The sequence below is a fragment of the Henriciella litoralis genome (assembly GCF_002088935.1).
In the GTDB taxonomy this organism is placed as follows: Bacteria; Pseudomonadota; Alphaproteobacteria; order Caulobacterales; family Hyphomonadaceae; genus Henriciella; species Henriciella litoralis.
The window spans coordinates 152,729-171,521 of record NZ_NCSS01000004.1; the positions used below are offsets into that span (position 1 = coordinate 152,729).

The following is an 18,793-nucleotide window of genomic DNA, read 5'->3' on the forward strand; positions in this document are numbered from 1 at the left end:
ATACGCGATGAGGCGCAGGACGCAAGAAAAAGGACGGGTTGCCGCAAAGACAACCCGCCCACCTTTCAGTTTTTGAACACGTCAGACGCTAGTGGCCGCGCCGTCCATCGCGGTCGCGATGGTCCCTGTCATCCCTGCCGCCACGGTCATCACTTCTGTCGTGGGAGTGGCCCTCGCTGCGCCCGCCATAGGTGGACGCTTTGGAGGTGTAGGTCGGATGACCGTAGCTATTGCTGGATCCATAGCTGTAGCCGCTATAGGTCGTGTAGCCGTGTTGACCCCAGGATGGTCGGCCCGAATATCCGTAATTGTGGTGGGAGCCCTGACGGTAGCCATAGCCACGGCTGCCAGGTTGCGGGATGCCATGGAGCGCGACAACGTTGCCATAGGCCACGCTGCAGGAAATATCCCGTTCCAGCTCGCGGCGGCGACCTTCGAACTCAACATCCTCGAAACGAATAGTGAAGCTGTTGCGGCCGGTCTGCTGAACGCGAATGTCGTCATCGATATCCACATCCCGGAAACCGACGCGGTAGCCCTGGCGCTGAATCGATGCTGCGCAGGATTCGACGGCCGACCGACGAAGCTGGCGGGCTTCCCAGGGATTCTGGCCGTAGCGGCTACGGCTATAGCTGCGACCGTCGCGGCCTCTCCAGCTATTCGTGCCTGTCGAGACATAGAAGGACGCATCTCCGATCGACAGGGAAAGACCCGATGTCGACGTCGCTGGTTTCCACGAAGGTTGATCAGCCAGAGCTGGAGCTGCAGTGAGTGGGATTGCCGCAAAAGCCAGCGCTGCCACCCGGGTCGTCATGATGCGATTTATCATGAGCCCAGATAATCATGAGGGTATGGAACCCCGCATGACCGCCCCGTTCGGAAACCGTTCAGAAAGTTTATACGTTTAATTTCAACGGATTAAATGAACGCATTTAAGCTGACCAGCAGCAGAAGTCAGGCTTTCTGAACGAAGTGGCGCGCTTTGTTCAGGTAAAAAAATGAGGGCTCGCGAAACAAGCGAGCCCCTGATGTCATTCTATCCAGCCTGACAATCAGCCACAGCCTTCGACGAAGTCTACGGCTGGCTCGATGCCAACGCGCCATCCAATTATCGTGCCGTCTGCATCACTTTCGAAGACCGCCTTGGCGCCGTCGTCCAGCGTGACGGTAAGGTCTTCTGCGTCGAAGTCATACTTGTTTGGTGACCGGGACGTCTCTTCAAACGCCGCCTCGGCCTCTTCCAGTGTGTTTCCGATGCCGATCTCACCGAGTTTCACATCAGGGTCCAGCACATCAACACGCTGGACCGTGCCCTCATATATCATGAAGGCGCGGTCGTAATTGTTCTCATTGGCGCGCAAGGAATAACAGCTCGGCTCGGTTGCTTCGCCGTAGAGCGTGCCCTCGAAGGACGCTTTCGCCTCTTCGGCGGTCATACCAAATTCGACGCCGCAAAACCCGTTTGCATCGACACTTGTGCAGCCAGCAGTCTCTGCGGCCGCCGACTGGGTTGGCTCTGCATCACCTATCGACACGCCATCAACAGCGTCGGCACCCGGCACCATTTCTGACGTCACGTTTTCTGGAGGTGTGATCGGCGCCGGATCGGTTGGTGTGTCAGGCCCGCAAGAGGCAAGTGTCACGGCAATCGCGCCGAGTGCGCAGTATGTTGAGAATTTCATTTCGGATCTCCCGCTTTCAAAGTGTCAGCGGACATTTCATCCCCGCCAAACAATCAACGACTGAGCGCGGCAAATAGTTTCCCGATAGACTGGGCATCTTTCCGGCGGCGCGAGAGGGCATCCATCGCTTCTTCGTCTTCGCCCCACTGCTCGACCTGCCAGGCCTCATCGATGCGGGACAGCTCAAACGCCTCATCTGCCTTCAGCGCGCCGCGTTCTACAGCGCAAGCGAGCACGGCCGACCCAAACAGGGCGCAGCCCCAGGTCAGTCCCGTCAGCGAAATGTCATCGAGCGATGCAGCATGCGCCCGCGCAGCGGTCAGCGAAGCGGCAGGCTGCGGTGAGGCGATGATGCCTTCGACCGGCACGAGCACAATATCAAGCTCACGGCCGGCCCAGTCGCGCCAAGGACGCCAGCCTGCATCCTGGCGCTCACGCAGTTCGGTTGGACCTTCGGCCAGATGGCAGACCAGATCGGTCTCTGCATATTTGGCGATTTCATCCGCCATGGCGTCCCGGGTGAGCGGCGCACGGTCTATGGCGACATTCAGCAATCGCGTCAGCGGCATGGTGGATGGATCGATATGCTCGCCCTGCGCCGACCATTCGCTGGCGACGAGGGCCGCGAGGTCCTGCGACGCAAACGACAATTCGTTCTTTGCAGGCGTCTTGACGGGCCGCCCATCCAGCTCGACGCGCCAATTGCCTTCATGCGCGCAGGCGCTGGCCGTCTTATAAAAGCGGCGCGGCAGTTGCGATTGTTTTTGAGATTGCTGTGTCATCTCGTCTGCCTTTGCACCATGAGGCGCATCAGGGAAAGATGTCAGACTGTCCTAACCGGCTGTGACGGCCTCGGTTTCAGCATTTTGCTGCGGGCCGACATCCAGCATGTCGATAACGGTCCGCGTTTCGCGATCCATCAGGATAAGTGTCTGGCCGACGCGAACGGTCTTGAGGTCAGGCGCTTTTTGATCCAGCGCGAGGCCCGCTCTCCATTCAATTGCCAGCGGGAACATGTTTTCCGGAAACGGTTCACCAAGCTCGATGCGCTGCTCCAGAGGCGATGGCTCAAAGCAGATGCCATGCTTGGCGAGGCCCACATCGCATTGGCCGTTCGCAGCTTTAAAATTGGTATCGAAGGTCACTTTGTCCGAAGACGTAAAATTCGACGCTAACCCTTCATCCTGAGTGGATGAGTGTGCCGACAGAGCAAGAAACCCGCCTCCGATCAGTGCGACGGCAATTCCCATCAGTACATGGTCGATATTGAGTTTCACGGGCCTCTGTCCTTTTCGGCTGTTTTCGATCTGTCTGATTAGCCAACGCAGCTTGGGGGAAATCGATCCATAAAAACTGCATTTAATGCATATACTTCAACGCACTACAGAAAAAGGCCGACCCTCTTTCGAGGATCGGCCCATTCATTATTCTGATCAGTTCAGACGTCTAGTCGACAGCGTCTTCCATATCGTCCGCTGCTTCATCCAGGTTTTCCCCGGCTTCTTCCATTGGGCCGTCATTGTCTTCACAAGCTGCGACACCGCCAATTGCGCCCATACCGATGAGCAGAGCTAGAAAAGTCTTTTTCATGAGATTCCCCTTTTGAATTAGTCTCTCAACAGTCCAACGTTACACACCGCGCGTGGTTCCTTACATTTTGGACATTTTTTTGAGATGGTCCGCAGCGCGGTCCATTACGCCGTCAAAATACGCGAAATGGCCCCGTGCATATCGGCGTCTGAAATCTTCTTTTCACGCGCATAGGACACCCAGTCGAGCCTGCGGATACTCTGGTCTTCAAAGACCAATTGATCACCGGGATTGCGGGCGAAAGCGATACCAAGCTGGACATAATCCCCGATTGGAAGGCGTCCGTTCGCGTCGATTTTGCCAACCAGCTCTGCGTCAAGCCGATGCATGGACGGCCCGGTGACCAGCCCCCTTTTGGTCGATGGCAAAACGCCGAACACACAAATCCGCGCGTTGGACAGCGCCTTCACTTCACTTTGCAGTGTGTCGATGAGCGCCGGTAACTCTTGGCGCGTGCTGGACCTTTTTGTCATCGCCCCCAACGGGCCGACAAGCTGGGACAGCGCGCCCGAAAATATCGCACCGAAGATGAAGATGCCGAGCGGCGAAATCAGAGCAACGCTGATCGCCATCGGAATGGCCGCCAACCCGGTGCCGACCATGGCCCATGGAATTTTCCGGCTGCATTGTTGGATGACCCGCCTTTTGATCTCGATGACCTTGAGCGTCTGAACCGCCCGCTCCAGCTTCAAATCCTCTGTGTCGGGACGGCTGGCTTCTGCCTCAGCGAGTGCGGCCCGCCGGGCTTTCTGAATGGGACTGCGTTGTCGTCTGGCCATTTGAGAATTCCTCCAGACGTCAGGCTAGCCGCGCCCTCAGGTTGAGACAATCGGAGATTGAACAGACCGGCCAAATTTATCGAGGCCCTGATTCAGGCTTGTGAACTCATCATGCACCTCATGCGCCCCGGCCGCCTTCAATTCACCCGCCTCGCCGAACCCCCAGCTAACGCCCATCGTGTGAATGCCAGCATTCCGGCCCATCGCAATGTCATGGATGGCATCGCCGATGATGAGGCTTTGATGCGGCTCGCAGCCGAGCGCGTCCATGGCCTGCTGCACCATGAAAGGGTGCGGCTTGCCGGGGCCGTCATCGGCGCACCAGATCGTGTCGAAATACTGCTCCAGCGGATGCATCTCGAAGATGGCGCGGATGCCGCGATGCGACTTGCCGGTCGCCATGGCAATCAGCCAGCCTTCATTGGCCAGCCGGTCGAGCGTCTCGATCGCGCCATCATAGAGCGGCTCGACAAAGTTCTCTTCGGTTCGCCGGGCAACGAAGGCCTGTCTGTAGGCTTCGGTGAGGGCCGGAATGTCATGATAGTCCGGCGCCAGCGTGCTGCAGACTTCATGTAGGCCGAGCCCTACCGTCTTGCGCAAGTCATCATAGGCCGGTTCCGGCAAGCCGCAGGCCACGAAGGCGCGGCACATGGCCGTCTGAATCACGTCTCGGCTGTCGACGATGGTGCCATCCATGTCCCAGATGGCGAGTTTGAGGTCTGTCATGCGCTCGCCTCCCACGAACCGCCGACCCCTGCGCAGGCAGGGGTCCAGAGTATGCGGCCCGAAACCCCAAGAGACGGCGATGCTGCGTCATGGGCACCGGCCTTCGCAGGTATCTGCGGCGCGGGGGCATTCGCGCAGGCCATTCTACAAAAACAGCTCAAACGGATCGTTGCCCGCCTCGGCTTCCAGAAAGCCGAGTGTCTTGAACGTCTCTTTCATATGGCCCGACAGCGGCGCCTTGAGGAGAAGCGGTTTCTTGTTGGCACGCGGGATGAGCAAGGCGCGCGCGTGCAGGTGCAATCCGCTGGCGACGCCCTGCGGCACTTCACGCCCGGTGACGTACTTGTCGTCACCGAGAATGGACGTGCCAAGCTCATGCATGTGAAAGCGCAACTGGTGCATCCGGCCCGTCTGCGGGCGGAGCGCAACCCATGCTGCCTTCTGAGCTGCTTGCGACACTGTGATATAGTCTGTGATGGAATGGCGCGCGCCTTCATCATTTTGCGCAGCGTGCACCATGCGTTCGCGGCCTTCCGGCCCCTGCCCCTTGGCCATCCAGCAGCGTATCTGACCGGCCGCCGGTTTTGGCGCACCAACCGTGACGGCCCAGTAGGCCTTCTGCATGTCGCGTGAGCGGAACAGATCGGAAAGCTTCGCCGCAGCAGCCGGATGCTTGGCGATCAGCAGCAGGCCAGAGGTCTCCTTATCAAGGCGGTGAACCAGTTTCGGGCGATATTCGCCGTCGGACAGAGCGTCCAGCAAGCCATCAATATGACGACCGCCCTGCCTGGTGCCGCCCTGGACGGCGATGCCAGCGGGCTTGTTCAGCGCGAACATCTCATCGTCTTCATAGACGACCATTTCACGCATGAAGTCCTGATCGCGGGAGGTCAGCTTGCCGGGCTTGTAGGCCTGCTTTTCCTCAGCGGTCTGCTGATGGACGGGCGGCAGGCGCACGACCATGCCGGCTTCGAGGCGCGTATTGGCTTTCGCCCGGCCGCCATCGACACGAATCTGGCCCGAGCGGAGCAGCTTTTCCAGCTGGCCCTGCGTCACCTGAAGGCGGCGTTTGACCCAGCGATCAAGGCGCACGCCCTCTTCCTTCGGGCTGACAGTCTCATTGATAACCTGGGAGTTCATGCGAAAAACTTTCTCATTATCATCATGCCGGCCATCACGAGCAGGAGGCCCGCCACCACCGACAGGCCAGCATAGGCAAACGCCTTTGGCCATTGGTCTTCCTGAACGAAGCGGGCAACTTCCAGCGAGAAGGCCGAGAAGGTCGTAAAACCGCCAAGCAGGCCCGTCGCCAGAAACAGGCGTGTTTCCTGTCCGCCGGCAAGGGTCTCACCGCGAAACGTCATCCAGCCGATCAGCAAACCCATCAGGAGGCTGCCCAGCAGATTGACGAAGAAGGTCGCCCACGGCCAACCCAAAAGACCAAGGCGTACCGTCGCAAGGCCAGCGCCATGACGCAGGCTCGCGCCGATGGCGCCGCCGAGAGCTACGTATAGAAAACCGTTCATAATGCCGCTCCCTTACTGCGAATATCCCAACAGTGATAGGGCTGCGCGCACGCGAGCTGATAGCAATTTAACATGGCGCCTGACGCGGCGTCCCCTCTTGCCAGCTTTAGACGCACCGATACGCTCGCCTGCATTCAACGTCCGCAAAGAGACGATCAGGAGGAAACATGACCTACGATCTAGTTATCGTCGGTGCCGGGATCGGCGGCTCTGCGATGGCCGCAACCATGGCAAAATCCGGCGCCAGCGTTTTGCTGCTCGAAAAATCTACAAGCTATGAAGACCGTGTGCGCGGCGAGTGGATCGCGCCATGGGGCGTCGCAGAAGTTCGGCGGCTTGGGCTATATGACCTGTTGATGGAGGCGGGCGGCCACCACATCACTTCGCACGTGACCTATGATGAAAGCCGCGATCCGGATGCGGCAGAAACGACGGCCATGCCGCTCAATATCTTCGCGGAGAACGTGCCCGGCCCGCTCACGATTGGTCATCCACATCACTGCCAGACGCTGTTCGATGAAGCGGTGCGATGCGGCGCGGCGGCGCTGCGCGGCGTCAATGTGACGAATATCGAGCTCGGTGCTTCGCCCACTGTCACCTATGATCATGACGGCGCCGAACACACCGCGCACGCCGCACTCGTGATTGGCGCCGAAGGGCGGATGTCGCCGACGCGCAAGCAAGCCGGGATCAAGCTGCATCAGGACAAGCCGCATCACTGGTTTGCGGGCCTGCTGGTCGAGGGCGTCGAGGGCTGGGACCCGTCGCGCCAGGCGATCGGCACTGAGGGGCAGTTCGGCTTTCTGGCGTTTCCGCAGGGCGGAGATAAAGTGCGCGTCTATGGGGGCTATCCCCTCGCAGAAAAGGGCCGCTTTGCCGGTGAGGATGGCGCGCGAAAATTCCTCGACAGTTTCAGGATGAATTGCGCTCCCGCCAATCGGGCGATCGCCGACGGCACGCCGGCCGGGCCGCTTCTTTCCTATTTCAACAATGATAGCTGGACCGATGAGCCTTTTGCCGAGGGCGCGGTGCTGATCGGCGATGCGGCCGGCTGGAATGATCCGATCAACGGGCTTGGCCTGTCGATCACCTATCGCGATGTACGGATCGTCTCAGACATTCTGAAGGCGACGCCCAAGGGCAAAACGCCCGACTTCTCATCCTATGCGAGCGAACGGGCCGAGCGGATGCGCCGGCTGCGCTTTGCCGGTCACTTACAAGCTGCGCTCGATATGGAGTTTGGCGATGAGGCCCGCGCGCGCCGCAAAAGCTATCATGAGCGCAGCGCAGCTGACCCGACGCTCGGGATGCATGGCGCGGCGATCATGGGCGGGCCGGAAAGCGTGCCGGCTGAAGTGTTCACCGATGCGCACCGCGACCGCGTCCTACAGGGGTAAGTCCATGGATATTGAGAAATTCAACGCCGACTGGCTTCAGGCCTGGACCGACAAGGATGTCGACAGGCTGGTGGGCTTCTATAGCGCCGACACGGTCTACAAGGATCCGCAGACAACCGCCGGTCTTGAGGGCCGCGAGGCGCTGCGCGGCTACCTCACCACTCTCTTCGCCTCGACCCCGCCGATGACCTACACGCCGGAAACGGTCTGGGCCATCGAGGGCGGCTTCTGCGGACGCTGGTATTGCGAGATCGGCGAAAATGGCGCCGAGGGAAAGATGCGCGGCTTTGATCTGGTGCTGCTGGAGCATGGCCTGATCAAGCATAATGAGGTCTATGTGCATCCCTTGGGCGAGCCGCAAGATGCCTGATATTCGCGAGTGGAAAGACATCGACGCGGCCTGGCTGAGCGAGGCTCTGCAGGCCGGCGGCGTTGACGCGAAGGTCAGCGCGTTTGAGGCGGGCAAGGTCGGCACAGGCCAGATTGGTGACTGTGTTCGGTTCAGGCTGGACTACGCCTCAGCCCCGCCAGACGCGCCAGCGACGATTGTCGGCAAGTTCCCGTCCGAGGGCGCTGAAAGCCGCGCGACAGGCGTGCAGCTTGGCAATTATCACCGCGAGGTGAAGTTCTACCAGCTGCTCCAGCCGGATGCGCGAATCTCGACGCCGCATTGCTATTTCACCGATGTGAATGAGGAGACGCACGATTTCGTCCTGATGATGAGCGATCTTGCGCCCGCCGAGCAGGGCGACCAGCTGGCGGGCGTCACGCTGGACCAGACGCGGCTTGTCCTTGATGAAGCGGCGAAACTTCATTCGGCCTTCTGGCAGGATGAAAAGCTCGATGATTTTAGCTGGGTGATGAACACCAGAAATGCGCCTGACCCGATCCCGCCAGAGCTGGTTGTGCAGCTCTGGGATGGCTTCAAGGCCCGATACGGGTCCCGCGTCACGCCGCAGGCAAGACAAGTCGGCGATGCGATGAGCCGCAATCTCGACGGCTATAATGATGCTCGCGAAGGCCCGAAATGCCTCATCCATTCGGACTTCCGGCCAGACAATATGATGTTCAATCCAGCCGATCCGGACAAACCCGTCACCGTCGTTGACTGGCAGTCATTCGGCTATGGCCCGGGCGGCGCGGATGTCGGCTATTTCATCGCAGGCGCGATCGACCCTGAAACGCGCCGCGCCCATGAGAGCGAGCTTCTGGACCTCTACCTCTCGAAAATGTCGACGCTCGGCGCGGATGACTACTCACGCGATATTTTCCTCCCCCATTATGTCGCTGGGGCGTACCAGCATTTCTTCACGGCCTTCTTTGCCGCAATGCTGGTGACGCAAACTCCGCGAGGGGATGACATGTTCTTCCGGATGGCCAACGGTGCGGTCGATCTCATCGCTGATCATGACGCGCTCGACTGGTTCAACTAGCCGCCGCGGGGAACCAGACTAGGTCTTAAAGGGTAAACCAGAGCGTGCGGACCGCACGTATCAGACCCAGAAAGGCTCTCATGTCCCCCAGATTTTTCTCCCGATTGCTTCTTGTTTCCGCCTCTTCCGCCGCCATCGGCCTCTGCGCATCTGCGCAGTCCGCCGAGTCCATGACGGTCACCGGCTCTGCCGATACCGAGCTGACCGCCACCCCGCTCGAAACCTTTGATGGCGCCTGGGCGATGGCTTTCCTGCCGGATGGCCGCGCGCTCGTCACCGAACAGGATGGCGACCTCTGGCTACTGGACGCGGACGGCAAAAAGCTCGGCCAGATCGAGAATGTGCCGAAAGTCACTGCACGCGGACAGGGCGGGCTTGGCGACATCGTGGTCGGTCCGGACTTCGGCGATGATAGCGGCGTCGTCTATCTCTCCTATGTCGAGCGTAACCCGGAAGACGATTCCCTTAGCGGCGCGGTGGTCGACACCGCCCTCCTCTCCCTGACACCTGAAGGCGGCATGCTGTCGGAGGTCAACCGGATCTGGGAGCAGTCCCAGAAAGTGCCTGGCAATGGCCACTATAGTCATCGGATCGCCGTTGCGCAGGATGGCAATCTGATCATCACATCAGGCGAGCGCCAGAAATTCAGCCCGGCGCAGAATATGGACATGAACCTTGGCAAGACGATCCGCGTCACTCCCGATGGCGAACCTCTTTCCGACAATCCATTCTATGGCAGCGGCGGCGTGACCGATACGATCTGGTCGCTCGGCCATCGCAATATGCTGGGCGTCGCCTTTGATGCTGATGGCGATCTCTGGGTGCACGAGATGGGCCCGAAAGGCGGCGATGAGCTGAACCTCATCCTGAAGGGCGAGAATTACGGCTATCCGATCGTGTCGAATGGCGAGCACTATAATAGCAAACAGTTCTTCGGAAATCACGAAGACCATCCGATCTATGAGAACCCTGCCGTTTCCTGGACGCCTGTGATCAGCCCGGCTGGTCTGATCATTTATGATGGTGACATGTTCTCTGACTGGGACGGCGACGCCTTTATCGGCGGCCTCTCATCCAAGGCGCTGATCCGTGTCGAATTTGAGGAAACCCCGCTCGACAATCAGGGCGCTGGCGGCAAATCGAAGACAATGGAAAAAACCGCAACCGAAGCCGAACGCTTTGAATGGGGCAAGCGCATCCGCGAGGTGGAACAAGGCCCGGATGGCGCGATCTATGTGCTGGAGGATGATCCGGGCGGCCGGCTGATCAAGCTGACGCCTGCTGGCTAAACCTCGCCGCTCAACTGAATTGATAGGGCCGCCCGGTGACGACCAGGGGGCCCTTTCTTTGCCTTTTGGGCTGTCGCAATTGGCACGCGATATGGTCCTGAACCTTGGCTCAAGCGAGCGGACCCGGCCAACTACGCCACTTCCAGGCCGAGCGAACTGGCTTTTTCCAGAAAGTCCGGTGGCGCACCTGCTTCCAGGGTCAGGTCACTTCCATCGGGATGCTTCAGCTCAAGCTGCTGTGCGTGGAGCATCAACCTGTCGGCAGACATTTTGCCAGTCCCGTAAATCCGGTCCCCGAGAATCGGACATCCGAGCGCGGCCATGTGCGCGCGAATCTGGTGCATCCGTCCTGTGCGGGGCTTTGCCCGGATGAGCGCATGGGCCCCAGACCGCGCAATGATGGTCCAGTCGGTCCGCGCCGTCTGCGCCTTTGGCGTATCAGCGGATGAAGGCACCATTTTCTCCCGTCCGCCCCGGTCCGAAGGCACTTTCAGCAAAGCCTGGTCCATTGTGCCGGACGTTTCTGCGGGGATGTCACCGCCGACCAGCGCGAGATAAGTCTTGCGGGCTGTACGTCTGGCAAATTGTTCGGACAGGGCTGCCGCTGCAGGCTGCGTGCGCGCGACGATGAGTACGCCCGATGTGCCGGAATCGATCCGGTGCACAAGTTTGGGCCGCTTCCCATTCGATTTAGCAAAGGCCCAGAGCAGGAAGTCGACAGACTGCCCCCGGCCACCCGCGGTCTGGACGGCGAGGCCGGACGGCTTGTTGAAGGCCAGAATTTGATCATCCTCATGGATCACCAGCGAGCGAATGAAATCCGCATCTTCTGGCTTGATGTGAGGAATTGGTCTGTTGCGGCCCATGCATGCGCTCTTAGCGCGCGAGGCGCCCGGACCGCAATCTTCCGGACAAAAGAAAAGGGCGGCCAAGAGGCCGCCCTTCCCAAATACTTTTCGGTTGAACCGTCGATTAGAAGTCGAGACGGAAGCCGGCGTAGTAGCGACGACCGAGCGAGTCATAGACTGCGTCGTTCGTGTACTGGCCGGTACCACCAACAAGGCCAACACCGGTGTAGACGAACTCGTCAGTGACGTTGTCCACACCGAACACCAGGGTCATCGTGTCAGCAACACGGTAACGAGCCTGAACGTCGGTGAAGAACTTGTTACCGATTTCGAAGTCTGTGGACAGGAAGCCGTAGTCGTCAGACGTTTCGCCAATCCAGGTGGTGTCGAGGGCCAGCGTAACTGGACCGTAGTCGTACACTACACCGAACAGACCTTCGTGCTCGGACAGACCTTGGTCGCCCACGGAGTCAGAGAAACCGTCGCCTGGGAAGGCTTCGCTCGAATACTCGTCGAGATACTGATAGTTGGCCGAGAAGCCAAGGATACCGTAATCCGTCTGAGAGCCGAACATGTCAGCAATATCCAGCGTGTAGCTAGCCTGCAGGTCGATACCGGACGTCTTGATAGACGCGAGGTTCTGCGTGAACGAGTTCACCTGATCCGTTGCGCCGAGCGACGGGCCGACTGGGAAACGAACAACGTTCGAACAGAACGTGCTGGTCGGATCGAAGGTCGTAACCGTATCATCACCGTTACCATAACAGCGGTTCAGCGAGGTCTGACGACCCAACGTACCAATCGCGTCGGTGATTTCGATGTCGAAGTAGTCGACCGAAATCGCGAGTGGTTCGAGCCACTTGTTGAAGTCCGGATTGAAGACAAAACCAATCGTGAAGGTTTCAGCTTCTTCTTCCTTGAGGTCAAAGCCGCCAGCGATTGCGCCGCCGACGAAACCACCTGTGCCCTGACGTTCAGCGAGCGTCAGATCAAACGAACCGTCACGAGCGATACGGGCCGCAACGAGTGGGTCAGCCGCACAGATGCTTGCGATACGACCATCATCACCGGTCGTGACGCCGTTTCTGGCTGGTGTGCCACCAACGATCGACACGCCGTCACAAGGATCGGAAACAGTCGCGAAGGTTTCACCGAGACCGGAGAAGGCTTCACCAATGTTCGGTGCGCGAACAGCTTCGGAGTAAGAAGCGCGGAAACGCAGCGAGGAGATTGGCTGATAGTCGATGTTCGAGGACCAGGCAAACGTGTCGCCAACTGTGGAGTAGTTGGATGCACGAGCAGCAAGGTTCACCGTGAGCTCTTCAGCGAATGGAGCGTCTGCCAGGATAGGCAGTTTAAGTTCGCCGAAGATTTCGTCGACTTCAAAGCTACCGATCGTTTTCGGAGTGACGTTACCGCCATTCAGACCGCTTTGGGAAAGCGCGTCCGGAATTTCCGAAGACGATTCACTACGCCATTCGTAACCGAGCACGAAAGCCGCAGGGCCACCTGGAAGGGAGAAGCCTGCCAGCGACGAGTCACCGGTGATGAATGCGTTAAAGACGGTCTGTTCGATTTCAGCATCGAACTTCGAATCAGCACGAACCCATGCAGCGGCGTCATCAGTGATGCTGCCCTTGCCGAAGATGTTGATTGGCACACAACCAAGCGAACGTTGTTCTGGATCAGCACAAACGACCTCACCGTTGACGACGGTCGTGTCGAGCGCTGCAGCAAACGCACGAACGTCAAGCTGACCAGTAGATTCCTGGTTCTGCGTGGTGCGGCCCCAGTTCAAGCTGGTTTCGTACGCAAGTCCGTTTTCGAACTCACCGTCGAAACCTGCCACGATACGTGCCGTTTGACGTGTGTTGTTGGCCGAACGGATGTTAACTTCCGTGGTCCGACGAACGAAGGCGTACTTCAGGTCTTCGTCAGCAATGCCTGGGTTGGCAGCGCGGATCTGATTGCGAAGGGCTTCTGGAACAAAAGCGCCGAGAATTGGGGCACCATTGATACAGGTTGGCGCCGTCGCAGCGTTGCTGTCGAGATCACCACACTGGATCGCTCCACCATACACGTCTTCATAAGAAAGCGGGAATGGCTCGAGCTCAGCGCGCGTGTCGGTCGAAGCGTAGTTGATTTCCGTGAAGAAATTCGCCCAAGGTGCCAGCTCATAGTTGATCACAGACGATGCAGTGATCCGCTCGGTTGGCGTGAACAGTGCGCGGAAAGCTTGGCGGTTAAAGCCGTCGGTCCCGCTGCTGAACGCACGATAGGTGCCAGTGGTTTCGTCGAAGGTACCGTTACCAACGCCGGCGCCAAAGAAGCGGCCGCGCTCGGAGAACGAAGAGAAACGTGGCGCGCCGAAATACTCGGACGCATTGTAAAGGACATCGGCCGGGTCGCCGGTGTAAGCCGCGAACGAAAGGTCGTCCACGCCTTGGCCTGTACGGTTACGGAAGAACGAACCGTTGTTACGGCTCCAGCTGATAGAAGCAACTGCGTTACCGCGACCTTCGTCGAAGTTGGCACCTGCCGTCATCGTTGCGCGATAGCTCTCAAGGTCGCCAGCTTCGGCCATGCCGGTCTGTGCGGAGAAGGAGAAGCCTTCGTAGTCGTCCTTGAGGATCAGGTTGACAACACCTGCGAGCGCGTCGGAACCGTAAACGGCCGATGCACCACCAGTGATGACGTCGATACGCTCGATGAAGTCAGTCGGGATCTGGTTGAAGTCGACGATTTGCGAACCAGGAAGACCAGCGACAAAACGGCGGCCGTTAACCAGAACCAGCGTACGGTCTTCACCAAGGTTACGAAGATCAACAGTGTTGATACCCGAAGCAGTTGTCGTGAAGTTCGAGTTGGTGGATGTCAGGCCTGACACACCAGCTGCTGGAAGGGTCCGCAGGATTTCTGCAGTGTTCACAGCACCGGTCAGCTCAATTTGCTGAGCGTCGAACTGCGAAACTGGAACTGGCGACGACAGGTTGGTCTGACCGATACGCGTACCGGTAACCGTTACAGTTTCCTGACGCGCGGTGCTGTCTTCAACAGACGAATCCAGCGCAACTGCTGGCTCATCTTGACCCTGCGCAATGGCAGTACCGCCGAATGTAAATGCAGCGCCCGCGATTACGGACGAGGCAAGAAGGCGGGTCTTAAAAAATTTCCCGTTCACTATGGAACCTCCAAATTAACTCTCACATGCCAATTGGCAGCCGCGCCCCCTGAGGATACGGCATGGACACGACGTAATGTTTGAGAATTCAACTGGTCAATCAAAAGTGACACTGAAGTAACAACTTCTTCAACGACTGTTGCGAAGTTGTCTCACAATGCCGCTCTGAGCCCCAAAATTAGTAAATTTTACCCCGGTTTCTTTTTACACCGACAGAGCGCTGACGATCAGCACCGAGGTAAACAGGAAAATTGCCCCTATCAGCCAGACGAAGCTCAGGAACAGGAATCTGAGGAAGGCAGTGACATATCCAGAGCCATAAGCGCCCCGGAAACTGAGCACGACGTAGATGGGCAAAATGAGGAACAACAGACCCGGCGCCCAGCCCCCCAACCAGGGGGACACCAGGAAGGCAATTGTCGCCATCATATACATCCATGTGTGCAGATGCAGAGCGTGGATGGCGTGGTCGTAGATGTAGTATTTTCGTCGCCAGGCATACAGGATCGAGAGCGCGAGCACCGTCATCGGCACGAAAAGCAGGCTGAGTCGCGGCGCCCAGGATTCGATCGCCGCAAAGAAAAGTCGCGGATTATCAGCCACGCGTCTGGCCGCATTTTCCAGAGCCTCGCCTGTGCTGCTGCTGCTCGCAGCCCCCTGCGCGTCTTCTTCGTCAGACGGCGCGGCGTCCTCTGATGCGCCAGCGTCCATCGCCACGGTTTCGTCCTGAACGCCAATGGTGGCGGCATCGACGGCAGCTTCAGCGTTTCGAAGGCCTTCCGCCTGTTCAAGCAAGCGGCGAAGCGTATCTGCCTCCACTTCGGTCTCGGCGTTCGCCAGCCGTTCGCGCAGGGCGCCCAGTTGTTCGTCCGTCACCTCGATCCTGGCCTCGCGGCCAGATTCGCCCACTTGCACAATCTCGTCGATCCAGCCGGCCCGGTCGGCAAACAGGAACACGACAAAATAGAAGATCAGGCTGGACAGCAGGAACAGGCGGAAAGGCGGCACATAACGCGCACGCTTGCCCTCGCTATAGCGGCGGCTGAGCCGTCCCGGCCTGAAGAAAAGAAGCGGGAGGGTTTTCGCGATACGTCCATCCAGCGCGAAACTGTCTGAGATCGTATCGATGATCAGCCCGAGGAAAGGCCGATGGAAACTGGCCGCCAGCTGCCCACAGACCGGACAGTGCCGCTTGGCGACAAGCTCGCCGCAATTGCGGCAAGGCTGACCGGAAAGGTCTGACTTGCCACCCGCCGAAAGCCCGCCAACCGAAGCGGCGGCGGCCGTTTCCATTTCAGCACTCATTTTCCCCTAGCCCCTTCAGGCTCCCCTATTCTTCCGGCGACGCATCCGCTGTCGAAGCGTCGGCAGCCTCAGCGCGGCACAGCCAGCGAGAACGGTGCTGGTCCTGCGCATTCTCTTCCCAACCCGTGAGGGTCGGATCGACCAGGTTCTTGGTAACCTGCACCCACATCGGCGTGATCGGGTAATCTTCCAGCATCAGCTTTTCCGCCTCGGCGAAGATTTCAGCGCGCGCTTGCAAGTCACGCTCCCGACTGGCCTGCTGAAGCAGAGCGTCATATTCGGGATTGTTGTAGCGGCCATAGTTCTGCTGGCCGGTGGTCGAATCAAGCAGGTAGAGGAAGTTGATCGGATCATCGAAATCAGCGACCCACGCCCCGTCTGCAACTTCAAAGTCGCTCTGGCGAAGGCGCGCATACAGCACCTTGGTGTCCTGACGCAGAATTTCGGCATTCACCCATGGCGCAATCTCGTTCCAGTTCGCCTGGGCGACAGGCGCAACCTTCGGATTGTCGTCGGTTGAGCGGTGAATGAACTCAAACTTCAGCGGATTGTCCGGGCCATAGCCGGCCTCTTCAAGAAGGCTTTTGGCCTCAGCCAGCCGTTCCTCGCGTGACATGTCCGCAAAGCTCACTTCTGGCCGCTCAACATTATAATTGCTCATCTTCGGTGGGACGAAGGAGTAAGCTGGCACATAGCCGGGCGTCAGCACCTTATCGACGATGAATTCGCGGTCCAGCGCCATAGCGAGCGCCTTGCGAACGCGCACATCGGTAAACGGCTCCTGGCTGGAGTTAAGCGTCCAATAGGTCGTGATCAGCCCCGGCGTTGTGCGCACCCAGCCCGGAAAGCGCTTTTCCAGCTCCTGCGTACGTCCACCATCAAAGCCGTTATTGATATCCAGTTCGCCCGATTCGATCCGGCGCTCGACGGCCGCCGCGTCTTCGATCTCAAAATAGGCGACACGATCAAAGCAAAGCTCATCGGCGCCTTCCCAGAGCGGGTTCTTCTCGGTGACGAGCTGGTCGCCCGTGCGCCAGTAGGCGAGTTTGTAGGGACCGTTCACCTCGATGTTCTCAGGCTGGATCCAGGCCTCACCATACTGCTCGACGATGTGTTTTGGCACCGGATAGGTCGTGTAATGGGTTAGCAGGCCGAGCAGATAAGGCGCTGGCTCTTCTAGGGTGATCTCGAAGGTGTGCTCATCCACGGCACGCACGCCAAGCTCTTCCGGCGGAAGATCACCTGAGTTCACCTCGGCCGCATTCTTCACAATGTAGAGAAGCGAGGAGTATTGCGAGGCGATGGCCGGGTCCTGAATGCGGCGGAAAGCATAGACGAAGTCTTCAGCCGTGAGCGGTTCGCCATCGGACCAGACAGCATCTTCTTTCAGTTTGAACGTCCAGGTCAGGCCATCTTCGCTCGTCTCCCAGCTTTCAGCCATGCCGGGGATAACTTCATTGTCCGCCGCTGCCGTCGTCAGGCCAATGAACATGTCGCCGATGATGATGTTTTCCCACTGCGCGGAAGAGCGGTGCGGATCCAGCGTATCGACCTTTGCCGAAATACCGCGGCGTAGAACCTGCGCTTCATCACCGCCTTTGCTACTGCCACCGCCGCCGCCACAAGCAGCGAGCGTCAAGAGAAGGCCGGCCGAACCGGCGGCGAAGAGTGTCCGTTTGAAAGAATTCATCATGTGTGTCTGTGACTTTCCCTTGGTGTAACGTCCCGCCATACTGTTTCAGACGAGCGCGGTCTTGGAAAGAGAGCGCAACAAGCCTGAGCGGGAGATGAATATAATGCGGCACATATTGCTCACGATTGGCCTTCTGGGAAGCATAACCCTGCCAACAGTTGCCCAAACGACGGATATTTCTACGTCAACGGTCTATGCTTGCGTGGATCTTACCGACGATGCACAGCGGCTAGAGTGTTATGACTCGGCCGTTGGGCGCCTGAAGGCAGCGGAAGAAACCGGTGAAGTAGTCACGGTGACCCGCGAGCAGGTCGAGAACGTCAAACGCGATACGTTCGGTTTTTCGATGCCAAGCCTGCCGAAACTGACAATGCCGAAATTCGGCAATGGCGATAAGGACACGACTCTGAAAGAGGTCCAGATCCCTATCAAAAAGGTCGACGAGACGCTTCGCGGCCGTTTCCTCATCTATCTCGATAACGGACAGATCTGGGAACAGATTGACGACAAGAGGGTCTACTACTCCTCGCGTCGGGGCGCAGAAATGGCGCTGATCAAGAAAGCTTCGTTTGGAAGCTATATGATGAAGATGGACGATGGCGTCATGTTCCGCGTGAAACGCGTTCAATAATCAGACCGGCCGGGGCGCTTCGCATCTGTGAGCGCCTCGGTCCTCACGCCTTCAGTATTTGATTGCGCAACCATACGGCTTGGATGAGGCGACCTTGATCGGCTCACCTGCCTCAATGGCTTGGAGGGCGGCGCGGACGTAATTGTCTGCCTTCTCAATGTCGGCGACCCGCGCTGACCCGATCGAATCGATCGCGCCCGCATAGGCGATCTCACTGTTCGCCTTGATCACGAACATGTGCGGGGTCGTCTTGGCCTCGTAAAGGCGACCAATATCGCCGGACGGATCAAGGATGACATGATCCGGGCTCGCGCCCCGTCCGTCATTGATCTCCTCAGCTTCTGCGCCATCGACATAGCCCTGCTTGCCGGGCGCCGAAGAAACGATCTGCAGCCAGATGATGTCATCACCCGCCGCGTCTTCGCTCTGCAGCGTCTGCATGTTGGCCGGCGGGGTTTCATAGTGCTTCTGCACGAACGGACAGCCATCATTGGTCCATTCCAGAACAACGGTCTTGCCCGCAAAATCTGCCAGGGAAATCGTCTCGCCGACGCTCGTCGTCCCGGAGAAGTCAGGCGCGGCCATGCCGACTTCTGCAGCTGGGCTGGCATCTGCGGAAAAGGCGATCAGCGCCCCGGCGCTCAGCGCAACGGCGGCCGCCATGCCTGAGGCCAGACCAACGTTTCTGCGGGTAATCTTGAACATGCGATACA

19 protein-coding genes are annotated in these 18,793 nt (G+C 58.7%); 5 read left to right on the top strand and 14 right to left on the bottom strand.

What is annotated here, in order from left to right; all coding sequences use genetic code 11:
• Positions 1–88: 88 nt before the first annotated feature.
• The 9 genes from B8783_RS00755 to B8783_RS00790 all read right to left on the bottom strand — a co-directional run bounded on the left by B8783_RS00755 (position 89) and on the right by B8783_RS00790 (position 6,303).
• On the bottom strand, positions 89–814 hold the full coding sequence (locus B8783_RS00755) for a hypothetical protein (RefSeq protein WP_139792181.1): 726 nt from the start codon (positions 812–814) through the stop codon (positions 89–91).
• A gap of 238 nt (positions 815–1,052) precedes the next feature.
• A complete protein-coding gene (locus B8783_RS00760; protein WP_084417869.1) occupies positions 1,053–1,682 on the bottom strand; it encodes a hypothetical protein in 630 nt (209 codons plus the stop codon).
• 53 nt (positions 1,683–1,735) lie between these two features.
• The gene (locus B8783_RS00765) at positions 1,736–2,464 is read right to left on the bottom strand and encodes an ATP12 family chaperone protein (protein WP_084417870.1); all 729 of its coding nucleotides are present in this window, start codon (positions 2,462–2,464) and stop codon (positions 1,736–1,738) included.
• 51 nt (positions 2,465–2,515) lie between these two features.
• A complete protein-coding gene (locus B8783_RS00770) occupies positions 2,516–2,959 on the bottom strand; it encodes a hypothetical protein (RefSeq protein WP_139792182.1) in 444 nt (147 codons plus the stop codon).
• A gap of 169 nt (positions 2,960–3,128) precedes the next feature.
• The gene (locus tag B8783_RS18430) at positions 3,129–3,272 is read right to left on the bottom strand and encodes a hypothetical protein (protein ID WP_169711662.1); all 144 of its coding nucleotides are present in this window, start codon (positions 3,270–3,272) and stop codon (positions 3,129–3,131) included.
• Between the two features lie 104 nt (positions 3,273–3,376).
• The gene (locus tag B8783_RS00775; protein WP_084417872.1) at positions 3,377–4,051 is read right to left on the bottom strand and encodes a hypothetical protein; all 675 of its coding nucleotides are present in this window, start codon (positions 4,049–4,051) and stop codon (positions 3,377–3,379) included.
• 36 nt (positions 4,052–4,087) lie between these two features.
• A complete protein-coding gene (locus tag B8783_RS00780) occupies positions 4,088–4,777 on the bottom strand; it encodes an HAD-IA family hydrolase (RefSeq protein ID WP_084417873.1) in 690 nt (229 codons plus the stop codon).
• Between the two features lie 144 nt (positions 4,778–4,921).
• Positions 4,922–5,917 (bottom strand): RluA family pseudouridine synthase, encoded by a 996-nt coding sequence (locus B8783_RS00785; RefSeq protein WP_084417874.1) that lies wholly within the window; start codon positions 5,915–5,917, stop codon positions 4,922–4,924.
• The gene (locus B8783_RS00790) at positions 5,914–6,303 is read right to left on the bottom strand and encodes a fluoride efflux transporter FluC (RefSeq protein WP_084417875.1); all 390 of its coding nucleotides are present in this window, start codon (positions 6,301–6,303) and stop codon (positions 5,914–5,916) included. Before B8783_RS00790 ends, B8783_RS00785 begins: the two co-directional genes overlap by 4 nt.
• 167 nt (positions 6,304–6,470) lie before the next feature.
• On the opposite strand from B8783_RS00790, the gene B8783_RS00795 reads away from it, so the two are divergent.
• The 4 genes from B8783_RS00795 (at position 6,471) to B8783_RS00810 (ending at position 10,422) form a co-directional block, all read left to right on the top strand.
• Positions 6,471–7,700 (top strand): FAD-dependent oxidoreductase, encoded by a 1,230-nt coding sequence (locus B8783_RS00795; protein ID WP_084417876.1) that lies wholly within the window; start codon positions 6,471–6,473, stop codon positions 7,698–7,700.
• A gap of 4 nt (positions 7,701–7,704) precedes the next feature.
• Complete coding sequence (locus tag B8783_RS00800) at positions 7,705–8,070, top strand: nuclear transport factor 2 family protein (RefSeq protein WP_084417877.1); 366 nt, start codon at positions 7,705–7,707, stop codon at positions 8,068–8,070.
• On the top strand, positions 8,063–9,133 hold the full coding sequence (locus B8783_RS00805; RefSeq protein ID WP_169711663.1) for a phosphotransferase: 1,071 nt from the start codon (positions 8,063–8,065) through the stop codon (positions 9,131–9,133). Before B8783_RS00800 ends, B8783_RS00805 begins: the two co-directional genes overlap by 8 nt.
• Before the next feature lie 80 nt (positions 9,134–9,213).
• Positions 9,214–10,422, top strand: coding sequence for a PQQ-dependent sugar dehydrogenase (locus B8783_RS00810; RefSeq protein WP_084417879.1), 1,209 nt, complete (start codon positions 9,214–9,216; stop codon positions 10,420–10,422).
• Positions 10,423–10,553: 131 nt separating this feature from the next.
• Here B8783_RS00810 and B8783_RS00815 read toward each other — a convergent pair whose 3' ends face one another.
• The 4 genes from B8783_RS00815 to B8783_RS00830 all read right to left on the bottom strand — a co-directional run bounded on the left by B8783_RS00815 (position 10,554) and on the right by B8783_RS00830 (position 17,449).
• Positions 10,554–11,288, bottom strand: a complete 735-nt coding sequence (locus B8783_RS00815) for an RluA family pseudouridine synthase (RefSeq protein ID WP_084417880.1) — start codon at positions 11,286–11,288, stop codon at positions 10,554–10,556.
• Between the two features lie 106 nt (positions 11,289–11,394).
• Positions 11,395–14,451 carry a TonB-dependent receptor domain-containing protein gene (locus tag B8783_RS00820; protein WP_084417881.1) on the bottom strand — a complete coding sequence of 1,019 codons (3,057 nt, stop codon included), beginning with the start codon at positions 14,449–14,451 and terminating at the stop codon, positions 11,395–11,397.
• Between the two features lie 204 nt (positions 14,452–14,655).
• On the bottom strand, positions 14,656–15,756 hold the full coding sequence (locus B8783_RS00825; RefSeq protein ID WP_084417882.1) for a DUF3667 domain-containing protein: 1,101 nt from the start codon (positions 15,754–15,756) through the stop codon (positions 14,656–14,658).
• 25 nt (positions 15,757–15,781) lie between these two features.
• On the bottom strand, positions 15,782–17,449 hold the full coding sequence (locus B8783_RS00830) for a peptide ABC transporter substrate-binding protein (protein ID WP_084417883.1): 1,668 nt from the start codon (positions 17,447–17,449) through the stop codon (positions 15,782–15,784).
• Positions 17,450–17,552: 103 nt separating this feature from the next.
• Between B8783_RS00830 and B8783_RS00835 the strand changes: the two genes are divergently transcribed.
• Complete coding sequence (locus B8783_RS00835) at positions 17,553–18,080, top strand: hypothetical protein (protein WP_084417884.1); 528 nt, start codon at positions 17,553–17,555, stop codon at positions 18,078–18,080.
• 51 nt (positions 18,081–18,131) lie between these two features.
• Here the strand turns inward: B8783_RS00835 and B8783_RS00840 are convergent, their stop codons facing one another.
• Entirely contained in the window at positions 18,132–18,785 is a 654-nt protein-coding gene (locus B8783_RS00840) for a redoxin family protein (RefSeq protein WP_084418319.1), read from the bottom strand.
• Positions 18,786–18,793 lie beyond the last annotated feature (8 nt).

Bases quoted from the DNA above. Each gene is read 5' to 3' on its own strand.
- B8783_RS00755 (WP_139792181.1), bottom strand. From the start codon at position 814: ATGACGACCCGGGTGGCAGCGCTGGCTTTTGCGGCAATCCCACTCACT.
- B8783_RS00760 (WP_084417869.1), bottom strand. From the start codon at position 1,682: ATGAAATTCTCAACATACTGCGCACTCGGCGCGATTGCCGTGACACTT.
- B8783_RS00765 (WP_084417870.1), bottom strand. From the start codon at position 2,464: ATGACACAGCAATCTCAAAAACAATCGCAACTGCCGCGCCGCTTTTAT.
- B8783_RS18430 (WP_169711662.1), bottom strand. From the start codon at position 3,272: ATGAAAAAGACTTTTCTAGCTCTGCTCATCGGTATGGGCGCAATTGGC.
- B8783_RS00775 (WP_084417872.1), bottom strand. From the start codon at position 4,051: ATGGCCAGACGACAACGCAGTCCCATTCAGAAAGCCCGGCGGGCCGCA.
- B8783_RS00780 (WP_084417873.1), bottom strand. From the start codon at position 4,777: ATGACAGACCTCAAACTCGCCATCTGGGACATGGATGGCACCATCGTC.
- B8783_RS00785 (WP_084417874.1), bottom strand. From the start codon at position 5,917: ATGAACTCCCAGGTTATCAATGAGACTGTCAGCCCGAAGGAAGAGGGC.
- B8783_RS00790 (WP_084417875.1), bottom strand. From the start codon at position 6,303: ATGAACGGTTTTCTATACGTAGCTCTCGGCGGCGCCATCGGCGCGAGC.
- B8783_RS00795 (WP_084417876.1), top strand. From the start codon at position 6,471: ATGACCTACGATCTAGTTATCGTCGGTGCCGGGATCGGCGGCTCTGCG.
- B8783_RS00800 (WP_084417877.1), top strand. From the start codon at position 7,705: ATGGATATTGAGAAATTCAACGCCGACTGGCTTCAGGCCTGGACCGAC.
- B8783_RS00805 (WP_169711663.1), top strand. From the start codon at position 8,063: ATGCCTGATATTCGCGAGTGGAAAGACATCGACGCGGCCTGGCTGAGC.
- B8783_RS00810 (WP_084417879.1), top strand. From the start codon at position 9,214: ATGTCCCCCAGATTTTTCTCCCGATTGCTTCTTGTTTCCGCCTCTTCC.
- B8783_RS00815 (WP_084417880.1), bottom strand. From the start codon at position 11,288: ATGGGCCGCAACAGACCAATTCCTCACATCAAGCCAGAAGATGCGGAT.
- B8783_RS00825 (WP_084417882.1), bottom strand. From the start codon at position 15,756: ATGAGTGCTGAAATGGAAACGGCCGCCGCCGCTTCGGTTGGCGGGCTT.
- B8783_RS00830 (WP_084417883.1), bottom strand. From the start codon at position 17,449: ATGATGAATTCTTTCAAACGGACACTCTTCGCCGCCGGTTCGGCCGGC.
- B8783_RS00835 (WP_084417884.1), top strand. From the start codon at position 17,553: ATGCGGCACATATTGCTCACGATTGGCCTTCTGGGAAGCATAACCCTG.
- B8783_RS00840 (WP_084418319.1), bottom strand. From the start codon at position 18,785: ATGTTCAAGATTACCCGCAGAAACGTTGGTCTGGCCTCAGGCATGGCG.